Annotated in this window: 14 protein-coding genes; 6 read left to right on the top strand and 8 right to left on the bottom strand. The window is 73.2% G+C overall.

Annotation, left to right across the window (positions count from 1 at the left end; all coding sequences use genetic code 11):
• Positions 1–27 precede the first annotated feature (27 nt).
• The 6 genes from J2S42_RS23975 to J2S42_RS23950 form a co-directional block, all read right to left on the bottom strand.
• Positions 28–624: a GTP-binding protein gene (locus J2S42_RS23975; RefSeq protein WP_307242591.1), complete on the bottom strand. Its 597-nt coding sequence runs from the start codon at positions 622–624 to the stop codon at positions 28–30.
• Complete coding sequence (locus J2S42_RS23970) at positions 608–1,066, bottom strand: DUF742 domain-containing protein (RefSeq protein ID WP_307242590.1); 459 nt, start codon at positions 1,064–1,066, stop codon at positions 608–610. Before J2S42_RS23970 ends, J2S42_RS23975 begins: the two co-directional genes overlap by 17 nt.
• The gene (locus J2S42_RS23965) at positions 1,063–1,491 is read right to left on the bottom strand and encodes a roadblock/LC7 domain-containing protein (RefSeq protein WP_307242589.1); all 429 of its coding nucleotides are present in this window, start codon (positions 1,489–1,491) and stop codon (positions 1,063–1,065) included. Before J2S42_RS23965 ends, J2S42_RS23970 begins: the two co-directional genes overlap by 4 nt.
• Complete coding sequence (locus J2S42_RS23960; RefSeq protein ID WP_307242588.1) at positions 1,488–3,740, bottom strand: sensor histidine kinase; 2,253 nt, start codon at positions 3,738–3,740, stop codon at positions 1,488–1,490. The genes J2S42_RS23965 and J2S42_RS23960 overlap by 4 nt, the downstream gene beginning before the upstream one ends.
• Before the next feature lie 109 nt (positions 3,741–3,849).
• Positions 3,850–4,737 carry an ABC transporter permease gene (locus J2S42_RS23955; RefSeq protein WP_307242587.1) on the bottom strand — a complete coding sequence of 296 codons (888 nt, stop codon included), beginning with the start codon at positions 4,735–4,737 and terminating at the stop codon, positions 3,850–3,852.
• Entirely contained in the window at positions 4,734–7,499 is a 2,766-nt protein-coding gene (locus J2S42_RS23950; RefSeq protein WP_307242586.1) for an alpha/beta fold hydrolase, read from the bottom strand. Before J2S42_RS23950 ends, J2S42_RS23955 begins: the two co-directional genes overlap by 4 nt.
• A 67-nt stretch (positions 7,500–7,566) precedes the next feature.
• Here J2S42_RS23950 and J2S42_RS23945 point away from each other — a divergent pair, with 67 nt between their 5' ends.
• The gene (locus J2S42_RS23945; protein ID WP_307242584.1) at positions 7,567–9,897 is read left to right on the top strand and encodes an AAA family ATPase; all 2,331 of its coding nucleotides are present in this window, start codon (positions 7,567–7,569) and stop codon (positions 9,895–9,897) included.
• A 409-nt stretch (positions 9,898–10,306) separates the two neighbouring features.
• Here the strand turns inward: J2S42_RS23945 and J2S42_RS23940 are convergent, their stop codons facing one another.
• The gene (locus J2S42_RS23940) at positions 10,307–11,092 is read right to left on the bottom strand and encodes a DeoR/GlpR family DNA-binding transcription regulator (protein WP_307242583.1); all 786 of its coding nucleotides are present in this window, start codon (positions 11,090–11,092) and stop codon (positions 10,307–10,309) included.
• Positions 11,093–11,309: 217 nt separating this feature from the next.
• Here J2S42_RS23940 and J2S42_RS23935 point away from each other — a divergent pair, with 217 nt between their 5' ends.
• The 5 genes from J2S42_RS23935 (at position 11,310) to J2S42_RS23915 (ending at position 16,433) form a co-directional block, all read left to right on the top strand.
• On the top strand, positions 11,310–12,236 hold the full coding sequence (locus tag J2S42_RS23935; RefSeq protein WP_307242581.1) for an SIS domain-containing protein: 927 nt from the start codon (positions 11,310–11,312) through the stop codon (positions 12,234–12,236).
• A 35-nt stretch (positions 12,237–12,271) separates the two neighbouring features.
• A complete protein-coding gene (locus J2S42_RS23930; RefSeq protein WP_307248979.1) occupies positions 12,272–13,168 on the top strand; it encodes an ROK family protein in 897 nt (298 codons plus the stop codon).
• A 9-nt stretch (positions 13,169–13,177) separates the two neighbouring features.
• A complete protein-coding gene (nagA, locus tag J2S42_RS23925) occupies positions 13,178–14,287 on the top strand; it encodes an N-acetylglucosamine-6-phosphate deacetylase (RefSeq protein ID WP_307242579.1) in 1,110 nt (369 codons plus the stop codon).
• Positions 14,288–14,405: 118 nt separating this feature from the next.
• Positions 14,406–15,116 carry a LysE family translocator gene (locus J2S42_RS23920; RefSeq protein WP_307242578.1) on the top strand — a complete coding sequence of 237 codons (711 nt, stop codon included), beginning with the start codon at positions 14,406–14,408 and terminating at the stop codon, positions 15,114–15,116.
• A 957-nt stretch (positions 15,117–16,073) separates the two neighbouring features.
• Positions 16,074–16,433, top strand: a complete 360-nt coding sequence (locus J2S42_RS23915) for a DUF3263 domain-containing protein (RefSeq protein WP_370879424.1) — start codon at positions 16,074–16,076, stop codon at positions 16,431–16,433.
• Here the strand turns inward: J2S42_RS23915 and J2S42_RS23910 are convergent.
• Positions 16,371–17,159, bottom strand: coding sequence for a phosphatase PAP2 family protein (locus tag J2S42_RS23910; protein ID WP_307242574.1), 789 nt, complete (start codon positions 17,157–17,159; stop codon positions 16,371–16,373). The genes J2S42_RS23915 and J2S42_RS23910 overlap by 63 nt on opposite strands.
• Positions 17,160–17,168: the final 9 nt, after the last annotated feature.

Here is a 17,168-nt window from a genome sequence, read left to right as displayed (position 1 = left end):
AGGTGTGAGCCAATCGTCGCCGTTCACTCACGCACCGGTGTGGCCCGCCATCGCGCGCAGCCGCCGGCTCAGCACCTGTTCCATCAGCGTGACCAGCGTGCCCTTGACCGCGCCGCGGGAGCGGGCGTCACACTCCGCTATCGGCACCTCCGGCCCGACGCCGAGCGCCTCGCGCACCTCCGGGATCGCGAACCGGGGCGCGCCGTCGAACGGGTTGACCGCGAGCAGGAACGGCATGCCCAGATCCTCGAAGTAGTCCACCGCGGGATAGCTGTCCTCGATCCGGCGCGTGTCGACCAGCACCACCGCGCCGAGCGCGCCGTCGACCAGGTCGTCCCAGAGGAAGGAGAACCGGTCCTGGCCCGGCGTGCCGAACAGGTACAGCATCAGCGACGTGTCCAGGTGGATGCGGCCGAAGTCGAGCGCGACCGTGGTGGTGGTCTTGCCGGCCACCGCATGCACGTCGTCCACGCCGCGCGAGACCTCGGTCATGTCGGCCTCGGTGAGCAGCGGCTCGATCTCGGATATGGCGCTCACGAAGGTGGTCTTGCCCACCCCGAAGCCGCCGCTGATCACGATCTTCACGACCACCGGTGCGGTCGCCGCGCTAGAGGGCACGGACACGGTCGACGATCCTCTCGATCATTTCGATGGGCAGTTCGGACGGGTGCTCCGCCGGTTCCAGTACGGTCAGGTAGCCGTCCGACGCGAGGTCCGCCACCAGCACGCGCGCCACGCCCACCGGGACCCGCAGGTGGGTGGCGACGTCCGCGAGCGCGCACGGGTCCTGGCAGAACCGGACGATCTGCCGCAGCTCGAACCGCAGCGGCGCGGAGAGCGCGGCCGGTGACGCCCGGACCTGCGTCTCCAGGCGCAACCCGTCGCGCAGCGGCCGGGTCCGGCCGCCGGTCAGCAGGAACGGCCGGATCACGTCGTCCTCGGCGGGCCGGTCGTCCGGGGTGCCGCCCGCACCGGCGGACCGGCGGGGCAGCGGCTCGGCCGGGCGCTCCCACGGCGGAACCATCCGCGGATCCGGCATCCGCGGCAGCGCGTCGTCTGACGTCATGCCGGCAGCACCCGCCGGGACTCCGCGATCAGGGCCGGGGTGAGCAGGTCACCGACGCGCTCGCCGAGCAGCGCGATCTCGTACCCGATGAGCGCCACGTCCGCGTCGCCGTCCGCCACCACGCCGAGGCAGGTACCGCCGCCGAGCGCGGAGACGATCAGGAAGCCGGATGTCATCTCGATCATGATGAGTTTGAGGCCGGCGAAGTCGTACCGGCGCGACGCGCTGCGGGCCAGGCTGGCCAGACCGGACACGATCGCCGCGAGATGATCGGCCTCGGCGCGGACCAGACCGGCCGAGGTGGCGATCAGCATGCCGTCGGAGGAGACGGCGACCGCGTCGCGGACGCCGGCCGTGCCCCGGACGAAGTTGGTGATCAGCCAGTTGAAGCGCTGCGCCGTGTCCGGCCCGGTACCGATGCTCATCGCGGGTTCCCATTCTCGTCGGATCGGGTGTCGGAGGCGCCGAGGCGCAGGCCGCGCCGCAGCGCCGTCATGGTGGCGCCGATGTCGGCCGGCACCGGCCGTTCCGCCGTGGCCCGGGTGGCCGGCGCCTGCCGCGGCACCGAGGCCCGGCGAACGCGCTTGACCAGCCCGTTCTCCGTTACGTCCGGCACCTGCGGGGCCGGCCGGACCAGTCCGGGTGGCGGGGGCGGCACCTGCACCGCGTCGATGGAGAACGTGGTGGTCGTGGCGGCGCTGTCCGGGGCGGGTGTGAGCAGCCGGGCCGGCAGCCGCACCCGCGCGGTCGTGCCGGTCACCGGCGACTGGCAGATCTCCACCCGCACGCCGAGCTTCGCGGCCAGGTGACCGACCACGTAGTGGCCGAGGAACTTCGTCGGCGCGACCGTGAACGACTCCGTGCCGGCCAGGCGCGCGTTCGCCTGGGCCAGCTCCTCCGGGCTCATGCCGACGCCCTGGTCGACGACCGCGATCAGGTACGACCCGTCGTCCACCCACCGGCCGTGCACCTCCACGTCGAAGTCCGGTGGCGAGAACGTCAGCCCGTTCTCCACCAGCTCCGCGACCATGTGCGCCAGGTCGGCCACGTACGCGCCGGCGGTGAACGCGTCGTCGATCCGGCGCAGCGACACCCGCCGGTAGTCCTCGACCTCCGCGATCGCGGCGCGCAGCACGTCCGACATCGGCAGCGGCCGGGACCAGCTGCGCGGCGTCGCCTCGCCGACCAGCACCAGCAGGCTCTCCGCGTTGCGGCGCATGCGGGTGGCCAGGTGGTCCAGTTCGAAGAGGTTTGCCAGGCCGGCCGGGTCGGTCTCCTCCCGTTCCAGCTGGGTGATGAAGCTGAGCTGGCGGCGGAGCAGGTTCTGATTGCGGCGGCCCAGGTTCGCCATCGAGTCGACGGTGTTGCGGCGCAGCACGGCCTGTTCGGCGGCCAGCCCGTACGCGGAGGACTGCAACCGGTTCAGCGCGTCCGCCACGGACCGGATCTCCACACCGGCGTTGCCCGGCACCACCACCGGTGGCGGCGGCTCCGCGCCGGTGCCGTCCTGCAGCCGGGCCACTGCCTCGGGCAGACGCCGGGCCGCGGCCGCGTCCGCCTCGCTCACCAGGCGGGCCAGCGGGCGGGTGATGCCGGTGGTGGCGGACCGGCCGAGCAGCAGCGCGCCGATCAGCGCCAGCAGGATCACCGCGCCCAGCCCGGACAGGTCGAACGTCGCCTCCTCCCGCAGGTCGTCGGTGCGGGCCCGGATGTCGTCCGCGACCAGCGACTGCACGGCGGACAGCTCGTCGAGCAGCGCGGTGGTCACGCGCAGCCAGGCGTCCGGGTCACCCTTCGCGGCACCGTCGGCGACGGCCTGTTCCGCGGCCGTGATCGCGGCGGCGTCCGGGCCGGTGGTGGCGCGGTCCAGCCGGTCCCGCACCGGTGCGGAGGCGTACCGGGCGGCGTCGGCCAGCGCGACGCGGCGCGTGGCGAACAGCGCGGCGAGCCGGGCCTGCTCACCGCTCTCGAACAGGCCGCGTGCGTGGGCGGCGCCGAGCAGGCCGCGCGCGGCGGACGTGGCTTCCTTCGCGTCGGAGAGCGCCTGCATCGCGCCGAGGCCGCGGCGCAGTTCCGGATCGGGGTCCGGGAACGGCGCGTCCAGTCCGATGTCCATCCGGTTCAGCGCCGCGATCCGGTCGGTGTACGACTGCACGGCCGGCTGCCGCCCGATCCGGCCGGTGTCCACCTCCACGCGCAGCCGGCCCAGCTCGGCCAGCTGCTGGACGGTGGTGTGCACCGCCTCCGGCCCGGGGCCCTCGGCGTCCCGCAGGCCGCTCAGCGCGGTCCGGGCCGAGTCCACCCGGAGCCGCTGCCCGGCCAGGTCGGCACGCCACCGCGCGCCACCGGCCAGCACCAGCGCGGTCAGGTCGCGCTCCAGCTGCAGTTGGTGCACCAGGCCCTGGGCGGCCATGCCGAGCTCGGTGGTGGCGGTCGCGCCGTCCGCGGCCGCGTACTCGTCGACCTCCTTGAGCACCAGGTCGCCGAGCAGCAACAGGACCGCGACGAGCGGGAGCACCAGCAGGCGTGCCACCCGGCCGCGGATGGTGCCCCGCTTCGGCAGGCGCCGGCCCGGCGGCTCGACCCTCCACTCCGGAACGATCGGCCGCCGATGGCCCGGCACCGCCGAGACCGGCCCGTTCCGCTCCACGATGGAGCGACGAGAGTTCCACATGTGACGCCTTCCCGAACATCCGTGCGTGACCGTCGCGCGACAGACGGTCGTTCACGGAGCCGGGCGGCCGTCGCACGCGATGTGCGAACCTGCCACCAACGGGTGACGACTAGGAAGTGATGTCCTTGCGCGTGAAGCGCCAGAACGCGATCGACCAGAAGAGCGTGGCGTAGCAGACCGCGGAGATGGTGCCCTTGACCATGTCGTCGGTCTGGACCGGCGTGGAGAGCAGCCCCAGCCAGGCGTCGGAGAAGTGGGTGGGCAGCAGGTTCCGCAGGTCGCCGAGCGCGGTGATCTGGTCCAGGATGTTGGACAGGATCACCAGCAGCACCGCGCCGCCGACCGCACCGAGCGGCGCGTCGGTCAGCACCGACAGCAGGAACGCCAGGCCCGCGGTGACCAGCAGCGTGATGGCGAGGTAGCCGACCACGCCGAGCAGGCGCAGCAGGCCCTCGCCCGCCGGGATCTGCGCCGCGACCGTGCTGCGCAGCGGCGACCAGCCGTAGCGTGCCGTGCCGAGCAGCAGCGCGGTGCCGGCCAGCGTGAGCAGCGCCAGCCCGGAGTAGGTGAGCGCCACCGCCAGCTTCACGGCCAGCAGCCGCGCCCGCGGCACCGGGATCGCCAGCAGGTAGCGCAGGCTGCCCCAGCTCGCCTCGCTGGCCACGGCATCGCCATGGAACAGCGCCACCACCACGCCGAGCATGAAACCGGCGGAGACCAGCAACGTGAACAGCGTGAAGTTCAGCCCGCCGGACGTGGCCAGGTCGACCAGGCTGCCGAACTCGCCGCCGCCGGTGCCGTCGTCGTCCTCGTTCGTCTCGAACTGGAACGCGACCAGGATGATCACGGGCAGCAGGACCATGAACCCCAGCGCCAGCCGGGTACGGACGCGCGTCGCCTGCCGCCGGAACTCCGCGCCGAACGACAGCGTCCGCCCGGGCCGGTAGCCGGCGGTTCCCGCACCCGGCACGCCGGATCCGCTCGCGAGTTCGCTCATCGGTCCCCGCTCCCTCGTGAGTTGTCCCCGACCAGCGCGAGGAACGCGTCCTCCAGGCGGCGTCGGGGCACCACCCGGTCCACGCCCACGCCGGCCCGGACCAGCGCCGCCACCAGTTCCGTGCGCGGCGTGCCGTTCAGGTCCACCACCAGCCCGCCGTTGTCTGTCTCGGTCAGGAACCGGGCGCCGTCCAGACCGTCCAGCACGACCCGGGCCGCGGCCGGGTCGTCCACGTCCAGCTGCACGGTCGGCGAGTCACCGACGATCTCCTCGACGGGGCCGGACGCGACGATCGTGCCCTTGTTCACCACCACCGCGTGCGTGCAGGTCTGCTCCACCTCGGCGAGCAGGTGGCTGGAGACCAGCACGGCCCGGCCGTCCGTGGCGTACCGCTGCAGCACCCGGCGCATCTCGGCGATCTGCGGTGGGTCGAGGCCGTCCGTCGGCTCGTCCAGCACCAGCAGCTCCGGCAGGCCGAGCATGGCCTGCGCGATCGCCAGCCGCTGCCGCATGCCGTGGCTGTACTTGCGGGTCCGGCGGTGCACCGAGTCGCCGAGGCCGGCGATCTCCAGCGCCTCCTCGAAGCGCGCGTCCGCCCACGGCCGCCCGGTCGCCCGCCAGTAGGCGCGCAGGTTCTGCTCGCCGGTCAGGTGGGGCAGGAAGCCCGGCCCTTCGACCAGCGCGCCGACCCGGGACAGCACCGGCGAGCCGGGCGTCAGCCGATGCCCGAAGATCCGGATCTCGCCGCGGGTCGGCTGGGTCAGGCCCATCAGCACGCGCAGCGTGGTGGTCTTGCCGGCGCCGTTCGGGCCGAGCAGGCCGACCACCTGGCCGCGCCGGACCGTGAAGTCCACCGTGGACACCGCGACGAAGCCGTCCGCGTACTCCTTGCGCAGCCCTTTGACGACCAGCGGCGTGTCCGCGTGCTCGGCCGCGACCGAGCGGTCGATCCGGCGGTGCCGGGCCCGCGCGACCAGCAGCACCGCGGCCAGGCCGAGCGCGATCGCGGCCAGCAGACCGGCCAGCGCCCAGCGCCACACCGCGTCCGGGCCGGCGATCGGGGCGCCGCCCAGCACCGGCAGGCTCACCGCCGGCTCGACCGCGACCGTGTAGACCGCGGGCGCGGCCGGTCCGGCGAACGCTTGGTCGGACGTGGCCACCACGATCCGTAACCGGTGCCCCTCGTCGATGCGGCGCACGATCCCGGGCAGCGTGACCACAACCGGCTGCGCGTCCTCGATCGTGGCCGGCAGGCCGGTCAGCCGCACCGGCGCGACCAGACCCTCGGAGAGCGTGGCACCGCCGTCCGGGTCCACGTCGTAGAGCTTCACGAACAGCACGGCCTCGCCGGTCGGTGACGCGGCGCGCAGCCGGAGCCGCGGCGAGCCACCCACGTCGAGCGCGTCGGTCAGCGGTTCGGAGACGAACGACGCGTGCTGCCCCGGCAGGTCGGCGGCCGAGGCGCCGAGCACGGACGAGAGCGCGCTACCGGCGCCGGGCAGCGAGGAGATCGCGGCCGGGTTGCCGCCGGGCGGGCTCGCGATCCGCTGCGGCAGGCCGGCCACCCCGACCGCCACGGCCGGTTCGGCGGTCAGGCCCGGGTAGCCGGCGATCGTGTACGCGTTCGTGACCAGGCCGCGGTCCATCGCGTCGAAGCCGGACACCCGGGAGTAGACGAACGAGGTCGCCGGTGCGCCGGCCGTACCGGCTACGTAGTGGTCCAGCCACTCACGGGTCAGCGCGTCCACCCGGTCCCGGTCGGTGCGCGGGCCGGCGCCGCCGTCGTGGCCGCCCGCGTACCAGGCGACCCGGACCGGGGTGCCGGTGGCGGCGATGCCACGCGCGTTCGCGTCCGCCTCGGACAGCGGGAAGAGCGTGTCGGCGAGGCCCTGGATGAGCAGGGTAGGGGCCTTGATCCGGTCGAGCACGCGGGCCGGGCTGGAGCGGTCCAGCACGGCCACCGCATCCGGCGTGGCCCGGCCGGCGGTCGCGATCGTCTGGAAGGCCGCGCACACGTCCGGGGCGAACCGGCCACAGGCCGGATCGAGTTCGGCGGGTACGGCACCGGGCGCCACGCCCGCCCCGGACGAGAAGAACGTGCCGGCCCAGGCCTTCTTGAAGACGCCGTCCACCACCGGGCCACCGGCCGCGTCCGGCAGGAACGCGCGGGCCAGGTCGTTCCAGGTGATCATCGGTACGATCGCGTCCACCCGGGAGTCCTGCGCGGCCAGCAGCAGCGCCAGCGCGCCGCCGTAGGAGCCGCCGAGCGCGCCGACCCGCGGGTCGCCGGGCGCGTCCAGCCGCACCTCCGGCCGTGCGGCCAGCCAGTCCAGCAGCCGCTGCGCGTCCTTCACCTCGTGGTCCGCGCTGTCCAGGTGGATCTGCCCGCCGCTGCGCCCGAACCCACGCGCGGTCCAGGTGAGCACCGCGTAGCCCTCGGCCGCCAGCCGTTCCGCCTGCTCGTGCACGCTGTGCATGTCGCCGCCGAAGCCGTGCGCCAGCAGCAGCGCGGGCACCTTCCGCGCCTCGGACGCGCCGTCCGGCAGGAAGTAGCGGGTGTCCAGCGTGACCGGTTCGTCGCCGGCCGGCCCGGACCGTACCGTCAGCATCTGGTCCTGGAACGTGAAACCCGGGTCCGCCGGCCACACAGCCCAGCCGGTCAGGCCCGCGACCAGCGCCAGCGCGGCCGAGCCGGCGATCCAGCGGCGGGGCGTCAGGCGCGGGAGGGCACGGCGGAACCGGCCGGGCAGAGCACGGAGCATGGCGCCGAGCCTACGGCGGAACGGCTGTGCCGACCCGGTGAAGCGTGATCACGCTAGTGTCGCTGGGGTGGGCGATGCTGAGCTGACGCTGACCGTGATGCTGCGACCGGCCGCGCTGGACGCGCGCCGGGGAATCGTGCGACTGCACCCGGAGGTGCTGGCCGCGCTCGGCCTGCACCCGGGCGACCCGGTGCGGCTGTCCGGGCAGCGCACCACCGCGGGCATCGTCGCGCTCGCGGAGCCCACCTCGAGCCGCGCGATCCTCTACGCGGACGACCTGATCCTCGGCAACCTCGGGCTGCGCGAGGGCGGGCAGATCACGGTCGCGCCGATCCCGACGGCCGGCGCGCGCCGCGTGGTGCTGTCCGGCACGCCGGAGATCGTGGTCGCGGTCTCCGCCGACATGCTGCGGCTCGCGCTGCTCGGCAAGGTGGTCACGGCCGGTGACGACGTGTCACTGCTGCCGCAGGACGTGCTGCCGGACGCCGCCACGCAGAGCCTGGTGCAGACCGCGCGACGCAGCCTGGCCAACACGGTCGGCTTCGGCTGGACAACCACGCTGCTCCGGGTCGAGTCCGTGGAGGACGCGGACGGCGCGTTGGTCACCATGGACACCGTGGTCACCTGGGCCGGCGGCGGTCACACCACGCACGGCCAGACCTTCAATGCCACACCATCGGCGGTACGCCGCACGCCCGGCTCCGGTGTGACCGGCTCGGGTCCGCGCGGGACCGGCCCCGGCGGGACGGCCGTCGCCGCGTCGGCCTCGGCCGCGGTACCGGCGGACGAGCCGATCGAGGCGGAGGTCGTCGAGGACGACGAGGCCGTACCGCCGGTCGAGGACCTTCCCGGTCTGCGGGCGCAGGCACACGAGCTGAGCGAGCTGCTCGACCTGAGCTTCCACCACCGGGAGGTGCTGGGCAGGCTGGGCGCGACCGTCTCGCTCGGCGTACTGATCACCGGCCCGGCCGGGTCCGGCAAGGGCGTGCTGGTCCGGTCCGTCGCGGCCTCGGTCGGCGCGCGCGTCGTCCCGGTCTGGGCACCAGAACTGGCCGCGCTCAGCAACGAGGCCGCGGCCCGCCGGCTGTACGCGGCCGCCGACGCGCTCACCGGCGCGGACCGGCCCGGCGTGCTGCTGGTCGCGGACGTGGACGCGCTGGTCCCGAGGGCCGACGCCGGACCGCTGGCAACCGTGTTCCGGCAGGTCGTCACCGGTCTGATCAAGGCGGGCACGGCCGTGGTCTGCACCAGCAGCCGGCCGGAGGAGCTGGATTCGGGCCTGCGCGCGCCCGATCTGCTGTCCGTGCAGATCAGCGTGTCGCTGCCGGACGCGGCGCTGCGCCGCGAGCAGCTTGACGTGCTGACCCGGGGCATGCCGCTGGCCGAGGACGTGCGGCTGGACGACGTGGCCGGCCGTACGCCCGGTTTCGTCGCCGCCGACCTGGCCGCGCTGACCCGGGAGGCCGCGGTCCGCGCGGCGCTGCGGCAGAAGGCGGACGCGCCGGAGACGCCGACGATCGCGATGGCCGACTTCTCGGCCGCACTCGAGGTGGTCCGGCCGACGTCGATGGCCGAGTCCACGCTGGAGCTGGCCCGCGTCACGCTGGACGACGTGGGCGACATGGCCGAGGTCAAGGAGCTGCTCACCGAGTCGGTGCTGTGGCCGCTGACCTACCCGGACACGTTCGCCCGGCTCGGCGTGCAGGCGCCGCGTGGCGTGCTGCTCTACGGCCCGCCCGGCTGCGGCAAGACGTACCTGGTGAAGGCCGTGGCCGGCTCCGGCAAGGCGAACGTGCTCTCGGTCAAGGGCGCGGAGCTGCTCAGCAAGTGGGTCGGCGAGAGCGAGCGCGCGGTCCGCGAGCTGTTCCGCCGGGCCCGCGAGGCCGCGCCCACGCTGGTGTTCCTGGACGAGGTGGACGCGCTCGCGCCGGTCCGCGGCCAGTCCAGCGACGGCGGCACCACCGACCGGGTGGTCGCCGCGCTGCTCACCGAGCTGGACGGCGTCGAGTCGCTGCGCAACGTCGTGGTCATCGGCGCCACCAACCGGCCCGACCTGATCGACCCGGCGCTGCTGCGACCCGGCCGGCTGGAGCGCATCGTCTACGTCCCGCCGCCGGACGCCGAGGCCCGCACCGCGATCCTGCGCGCGGCCGCGAAACCGGTCCCGCTCGCGGACGACGTGGACCTGGCCGCGCTCGGCACCGACCTGGAGAACTTCTCCGCCGCCGACTGCGCCGCGCTGATCCGCGAGGCCGCACTGGCCGCCATGCGCGAGTCCCTGGACGCCACCTCGGTCACCGCAGCCCACGTCGCCACCGCACGCGAGCGCGTCCGCCCCTCACTCGACCCGGCCCAGGTCGCCCACCTCGCCGCCTACGCCGAATCCCGCACCCGCTGACCGGCTCGGATCGCCCACCCCGCCCGCGCCGAATCCGCACCCGCTGACCCGCTCGGGTGGCCCATCCCGCCGCCTGCCCGGGGTCTCGCACCTGCCGAGCGAATCGCGCCCGAAGAGTTCTCTTCGCCCGGCTTCCAGCCCGCTCTTCGCTCCGCTTTGCTCTGCTTACCTACGTCAGCAGGGTGACATATGCGGCAATTCACCCCTTGACGGATGGACGATTTGTCCAGGTAAGCAGAGCAAGGGCCGGCGGACGGCGCGTGGTCGCTTGCCGGAACGGGGCGAGGTCAGTGGCGGCCAGGCCGGGACCGGCAGGGAGGAGCGCCAGCGACGACCGGGGCCCGCGGGAGCATGCGGAGACCGGCCACGCCGGAAGCGGGAAAAGCTGCTTTTGAAGGGGTTCGGGTTGTCAGGCGGTGATCACGCGGACGCCGGCGGCCTCGAACTCGTCGATCACCGAGGGTGCGGCGCCGGAGTCGGTGACCAGCGTTTCGACGCGGTCGATCGGGCAGATGCGGGCGAAGGCGTGGCCGCCGAGCTTGGACGAGTCGGCGATGATGACGACGCGTTTGGCGCGGCCGACCATCAGCGAGTTCATCGCGGCCTCGCCCTCGTGGTGCGCGGCGGCGCCGAGCTTCACGTCGATCGCGTTCACGCCCAGCAGCACGACGTCCAGCGTGACCTCGCGGAGCAGCGCACCGCCGAGCGGGCCGACCAGTTCGAACGACTGGGGACGGACCACGCCGCCGGCCACGACGATCTTCATCTGTGAACGGACCAGCAGCTCGTTCGCGATGTTGAGCGCGTTCGTAACCACGGTGAGCTGGGTGCCCTCCGCGTTGGTGTTCAGGTCCGGGCGGACCGCGAGCGCGCGGGCGACCTCGGTCGTGGTGGTGCCGCCGTTCAGGCCGACCACCTGGCCGGGTGCGACCAGCGCGGCGGCCGCGGTGCCGATGCGCTGCTTCTCGGCGGAGTGCTTCGCGGTCTTGTAGCGCAGCGGGAGGTCGTAGGAGACGCCGTTGGCCACCGCACCACCGCGGGTACGGATGATCATCTGCTGCTGGGCGAGCTGGTCGAAGTCACGCCGGATGGTCGCCTGTGACACGTTCAGGTGGGCCGCGGCGTCCTCCACGCTGACCCGGCCGCTGTCCGTGAGGAGTTCCAGCAGCGCGTTCCAGCGCACATACCGATCCACCGCCGGCCTCCTCCTGCGCAACCGTGCACACGCTGAGTGATTTGGTGCACAGTAATGCTCGAAAGGACCGCTAAGCAAACCGCCGTGCTGCGCGAAGTTGTTCATGCTTGCCGCCAACCCCGGAATCTGAGCACAATGGCGCGCGAAACAGCGTTGAAACGAGCCGTTCTGCGCAGCACGGCCCGTGCCCGTCCCGGTTCCAAGGAGGGGTGTTCGAATGGCCTTCGTCGACGAAGAACTCGCCAGCCAGCCCGACTGCTGGCGCACCGCCGCCGCCCTCGCCCCGGAGCACGCCGACGTGCTCGGCCGGCCGGGCGAGCGGGTGGCCGTGACCGGCTGCGGCACCTCCTGGTTCATGGCCATGGCCTACGCGACGCTGCGGGAACGGGCCGGCCTGGGCGAGACGGACGCGTTCCAGTCCTCCGAGTTCCCGACTTCCCGACGGTACGACCGGGTGGTCGCGATCACCCGGTCCGGCACCACCACCGAGGTGGTCGATCTGCTGACCGCGCTGACCGGCACACCGGCCACGGTGATCGTGGGTGACGCCGGCGCACCGGCCGCACGGCTCGCCACGGACGTGGTCGCGATGCCGTTCGCGGACGAGCGGTCGGTGGTGCAGACCCGGTTCGCCACCAGCGCGCTCGCGCTGCTCCGGGCGCACCTCGGCGAGGACCTCGCCGACGCGGTCACGGACGCCGAGGTCGCGGTGCGCACGCCGCTGCCGGTCGACCCGGCGCGGGCCGAGCAGATCACGTTCCTCGGCCGCGGCTGGACCGTCGGGCTGGCGCAGGAGGCCGCGCTCAAGTGCCGCGAGGCCGCGAACTTCTGGGCCGAGGCGTACCCGGCGATGGACTACCGGCACGGCCCGATCGCGATCGCCGCACCGCACCGCGTGGTGTGGGCGTTCGGCGAGGTCCCGGCCGGGCTGGACGAGACGGTCACGGCGGCCGGTGCCACGTTCGTGCACAGCAGCGGCCACTGCGGGCACACCGCGCTCGGCAGCTGGAACGGCGGCCGGGTGCCGCTCGACCCGATGGCCGACCTGATCCTGGCCCAGCGCTTCGCGGTCTCACTCGCCGCCGCGCGCGGCCTGGACCCGGACGCGCCGCGCAACCTGACCCGATCGGTCGTCCTGGCGTGAGTTCCGCGGACGGTCCCGGACCGGTCGTCGTGGCGATGGACATCGGCGGCACCGGGATGAAGTGCGGGGTCATCGCGGTCGGCGGCCCGGTGCTGCACACCGAACGGCACGACACGCTCGCGTCCCGCGGGCCGGACGCGGTCGCGGCCGCGATCTGCGACATCGCGGCGGAACTGGCGGCGAAGGCTCGCGCGCTCGGGCAGACACCGGTCGCAGCCGGTGTGGCGATCCCGGGCGTGGTGGACGAGGGCCGTGGCATGGCGGTATTCGCGGCGAACCTGGGCTTCCGGGACGTACCGCTGCGGGATCTGGTCTCCGCCCGGCTCGGTCTGCCGGCCGCGCTCGGCCACGACGTGCGCGCGGCCGGTCTGGCCGAGGCCCGGCTCGGTGCCGGCCATGGCTCGGACGACGTGATCTTCGTGGGCATCGGCACCGGCATCGCGGCCGCGCACGTGCGCGGCGGGCACACCAACAGCGGCGCGCACGGCGCGGCCGGCGAGCTGGGCCACATCGTGGTCCGGCCCGGCGGCCCCGCCTGCGCGTGCGGTCAGCGTGGGTGCCTGGAGACGATCGCCAGCGCCGCGTCCGTGGCGCGGCGGTACCTCTCGCTCACCGGCACGGGGATCAGTGCGGCCGACGTGGTCGCGCGCGCGGTCGCGGGCGAGGACGCGGCCGGTGAGATCTGGCGGGAGACCGTGGACGCGCTCGCGGACGGGCTGCTCACCGCGCAGGCGCTGCTGGACACGGAGGTCTTCGTGATCGGCGGCGGGCTCGGCGAGGCCGGTGAGGTGCTGCTCGGCCCGCTCCGCGAGGCGCTCGCCGCGCGCGTCACGTTCCACCGCATGCCCCGGCTGGTGAAGGCGAGCCTGGGCGACACCGCCGGGCTGCGCGGCGCGGCGCTGCTCGGCCTCGACGCACTGACCACTCAGTAGAAAGCACGGGTGACCATGCAGATCGCCGGCCGGATCGTCACGCCCGACGGCGTCGTCGAGGACGGGCACGTCACGATCGACGGTGCGCTGATCTCCTCGGTGGGCGCCGGCTCGCCGGACGGTGCCGAGCGGGCCGCGTGGGTGCTGCCCGGCTTCGTGGACATCCACAACCACGGCGGCGGCGGGCACACGTTCACCACCGGCGACCCGGATTCCGCGCGCGCCGCGGCCGCGTTCCACCTGCGGCACGGCACCACCACGGTGCTCGCCAGCCTGGTCAGCTCACCGTTCGCGCTGATGCGGGACGCCACCGCCGCGTTCTTGCCGCTGGTCCGCGAGGGTGTGCTGGGCGGCGTGCACTACGAAGGGCCCTACCTCTCCGGTGCGCGGTGCGGCGCGCAGAACCCGGACTTCCTGCGCGCCCCGGACACCGACGAGCTGGCCGCGCTGATCGCGCTCGGCGAGGGCGCGGTCCGGATGATGACGATCGCGCCGGAGCTGCCCGGCGCGCTTGACGCGATCAAGCTGCTCGCCTCGCACGGCGTCGCGGCCGCGGTCGGGCACACGGACGCGCCGTACGACGTGACCCGCGCCGCGGCGGAGGCCGGTGCCACGGTCGCCACGCACCTGTTCAACGGCATGCGGCCGGTGCACCACCGCGAACCCGGCCCGGTGCTCGCGCTGCTCGACTCCCCCGGCGTGATCTGCGAGGTGGTGGCGGACGGCGTGCACCTGCACGACGGCACGCTGTCGTTCGTGGCGGGTGCGGCACGCGGCGGGTACGCGCTGGTCACCGACGCGATGGCCGCGGCCGGGATGCCGGACGGCGCCTACGAGCTGGGCGGCCTCTCGGTGGTGGTGGCGGACCGGGTAGCGCGGCTGGCCGCGAACGGGTCGATCGCGGGCAGCACGCTGACCATGGACGCCGCGCTCCGCCAGGCGGTCGGCGCCGGTATTCCCGTGGTGGATGCTTCCCGGGCCACATCGTGGACACCGGCGCGCGCGGTCGGCCTCTCCGGCATACTCGGCGCGATCACGCCGGGCCTGCGCGCTGACCTCGTGCTGCTCTCCGAGGATCTGCAGGTCACCGGCGTAGTTCGGGCCGGAGTCTTCCAGTAATCCATTTCTCTTCGGTACGGTGCGGCCATGTGAGCGTGCACATAGCCGTTCCCGCATAGTGAAATTCATCGGTATTTTTAGCGATAAATCGGTCTATGAGGGTCTAACCTCTCGGGTCATGCATCTGACCGTTACGCACCTTGCCGCCTTCGCGGGAGTGATGGCGCTCGGCACGATGTCCCCCGGGCCGGACTTCGCGATCGTCCTGCGCCACGCCGTCGCGTCCGGCCGCCGGGCCGGCTTCGCCACCGCGGTCGGCATCGCCACCGGCATCCTCGGCTGGGTGCTGCTCGCCGCCGTCGGCGTGGCCGCGCTGGTCGCCGCGTCCCCGGTCGCCTACCTGTCGATGAAGCTGGCCGGCGCCGCCTACCTGGTCGTGGTCGGCCTCCGTACGCTCTGGACCGCGATCGCCGCGCGCCGCCGCGACCTGCCGCCGGACACCCACGCCGACCTGGCCCGGCTCGCCGCCGCGTTCGACGTCCCGCGGCACCGCCGACGCCGCCTGCCCTGGCTGTCGCTGCTCGCCTGGGACCGCCGGCACTGGTCCGCGTTTCGGGCCGGCCTGCTCACCAACGTCTTCAACCCGAAGGTCGCGGTCTTCTTCCTGGCGCTGCTGCCACAGTTCCTGCCGGAGCACCCGACGCCCGGGGACACGCTCGTCCTGGCCACGGTCTCGTTCGCGGTCACGGCCGGCTGGTTCACCACGGTCACGCTGGTGGTCGGCGCGATGAAACGCCTCCTCGACCGCCGGGCGGTCCGCCGCGGCCTGGACACACTGATGGGCTCGGCGCTGCTCACCCTCGGCCTCCGCCTCGCCATCGACAACTGACCCCACCACCACCGGGCTACGTCAGCCCTCGCCCTTGCATCACGACGGCCGACACGGAAACGAGCAGCACGGTCAGCCGAGAAGCAGACGCCGTCGGCGGGCAGCAGCGGCAAGCGGCGACAGCAGCGACAAGCGGGGTCGCGACAGCAGCGACAAGCAGCAGCAGCAGCGGCAAGCGGCAGCGGCGACAGCAGCAGCGGGCCGCGGCAAGCGGCAGCAGCGCGGGCGGCAGCAGGGACAACGGCATCCGGCGACAGCGCGGGCAGCAGCAGCAGCAAGCGGGCGGCAGCGGATGCCTCGCGCCCGAAATATCGTTATAAGTCGTGAGACGCCTTTCTCTAGTTTTTCAGATGATCTCGGCATACCACCGGCTTGCGGCCTGTGTGATCAATCAGTGGAGCAAAAAGGAGATCATTTAGCGAAGTCGATATCCTTTTCGCTCCACTGATTGATCACATAGGGCCTGAGAGCTACAGTCCGCTGCGGCAATGCCTACGCAAAAGACGAAGTATGACGATATTTCGGGCGCGTGCCGAGCCAAGCCCAGAGCAGCGCAGCCGCAGAGTGCAACGCCCATAGCGCAACGCCCCGAGCGTGCGCACCCCCAGAGCGCAATGCCCACAGCGGCGCAGCCGCACAGCGCGCAGCCGCACAGCGCGCAGCCGCACAGCGCACAGCCGCACAGCGCACAGCCGCACAGCGCACAGCCGCACAGCGCGCAGCCGCACAGCGCACAGCCGCACAGCGCACAGCGCGCAGCCGCAGAGCACCCGGCCCAGAGCGTCAAGCCGGGCTCGCGGCCGGGAACAGAGCAGCACGGGAATCGCGGGGTTTTTGGGTGACCAGCGGCGGGACTGGCTCCGATGCGGCGACCGGAGCGCAGGCGGAGGCCGCCGCGAGGTTTGCCCGCGGGAGCATGCGGGCCGCACCACGCCGGAAGCGGGAAAGAAGTAAGCCCTGCGGTGCGGCCGATCACTGTCCGAAACGGTGCGAGCTGCGCCGATGCTCGTTAGGGTGAGCAGCATGAGCGTGGGTGACATCGAGGACGACGATTCCGATCTCACCGAGGTCCCGGCACCGCGGGCCGCGCCGGAGGAGCCGGCCCTGGCCGAGCGCGAGGTGCGGATCCTCGAGTTCGAGAAGCGGTGGTGGCGGCACGCGGGTGCGAAGGAGCAGGCGATCCGCGACGAGTTCCAGCTTTCCTCGACCCGCTACTACCAGCTGCTCAACGGGCTGCTGGACAATCCGCTGGCGCTAGCGCACGATCCGGTCCTGGTCGGCCGCCTCCGCCGACTGCGCGCCTCCCGCGCCCGCTGACCGCGAGCGGCCCGCTGACCGCGCGCGCCACGGCGACCGCGACCACGGCGCGGGCTCGACCGGCGCGGCCGTGAACGGCAGCCAGGCTGGCAGCGGGAGCGTCCGCCACGGGATGCGGGCCATCACCCGGCGCAGCACCACGCCGATCAGCAGCCCGGCGATCGAGTCGGTCAGCCAGTGGAAGCTCAGGTAGATCGTGGTGACGAAGACGATCACCGGCGGCGCGATCCGGATCACCGGCTCGAACCGGCGGGCGCGCTCGCCGAAGAGCCAGGTCAGCAGCAGCACCATGGTGAAGAACCAGACGAACGTGTTGACCATGTGCCCGGACGGGTACGACCAGTCGTAGACCGCGGCGTCGTTGAACAGCTCCACCTTGTTCGGCAGCGTCGAGGAGGGCGCGTCCCGCCCGCCGAACTCCTTGAGCGGGACGACCACGACTCCGGCCAGCACGTACGTGAACGCGACCAGGATGAGCGGGCGCACGTCCCGGTCGCGGTAGAGCAGCCACAGCGCGATCACCCCGAAGGCGATCAGGAAGTGGCCGCTCTGGCCGAGCTGATTACCGATCAGCGCGAGCCAGTACATGACCGGCGGCCGGTGCGCGTCGGCGTAGTTCGCGATGGCGGAGTCCACGCCGTACAGGTGGCCGGCGGCGAGCAGCGCGGTCAGCGCCGCGAACGCCGCCAGCAGCAGGACGTCGAACCACCAGCCAAGTCGTCGCACGCCCGACAC

Source organism: Catenuloplanes indicus (assembly GCF_030813715.1).
Classification (GTDB): Bacteria; Actinomycetota; Actinomycetes; order Mycobacteriales; family Micromonosporaceae; genus Catenuloplanes; species Catenuloplanes indicus.
This window is presented reverse-complemented; position numbering and strand designations above follow the sequence as displayed.

Excerpts from the sequence above, each read along its gene's own strand:
- J2S42_RS23970 (WP_307242590.1), bottom strand. The coding sequence starts at position 1,066 with ATGACGTCAGACGACGCGCTGCCGCGGATGCCGGATCCGCGGATGGTT.
- J2S42_RS23960 (WP_307242588.1), bottom strand. The coding sequence starts at position 3,740 with ATGTGGAACTCTCGTCGCTCCATCGTGGAGCGGAACGGGCCGGTCTCG.
- J2S42_RS23920 (WP_307242578.1), top strand. The coding sequence starts at position 14,406 with ATGCATCTGACCGTTACGCACCTTGCCGCCTTCGCGGGAGTGATGGCG.
- J2S42_RS23930 (WP_307248979.1), top strand. The coding sequence starts at position 12,272 with ATGGACATCGGCGGCACCGGGATGAAGTGCGGGGTCATCGCGGTCGGC.
- J2S42_RS23935 (WP_307242581.1), top strand. The coding sequence starts at position 11,310 with ATGGCCTTCGTCGACGAAGAACTCGCCAGCCAGCCCGACTGCTGGCGC.
- J2S42_RS23965 (WP_307242589.1), bottom strand. The coding sequence starts at position 1,491 with ATGAGCATCGGTACCGGGCCGGACACGGCGCAGCGCTTCAACTGGCTG.
- J2S42_RS23955 (WP_307242587.1), bottom strand. The coding sequence starts at position 4,737 with ATGAGCGAACTCGCGAGCGGATCCGGCGTGCCGGGTGCGGGAACCGCC.
- J2S42_RS23950 (WP_307242586.1), bottom strand. The coding sequence starts at position 7,499 with ATGCTCCGTGCTCTGCCCGGCCGGTTCCGCCGTGCCCTCCCGCGCCTG.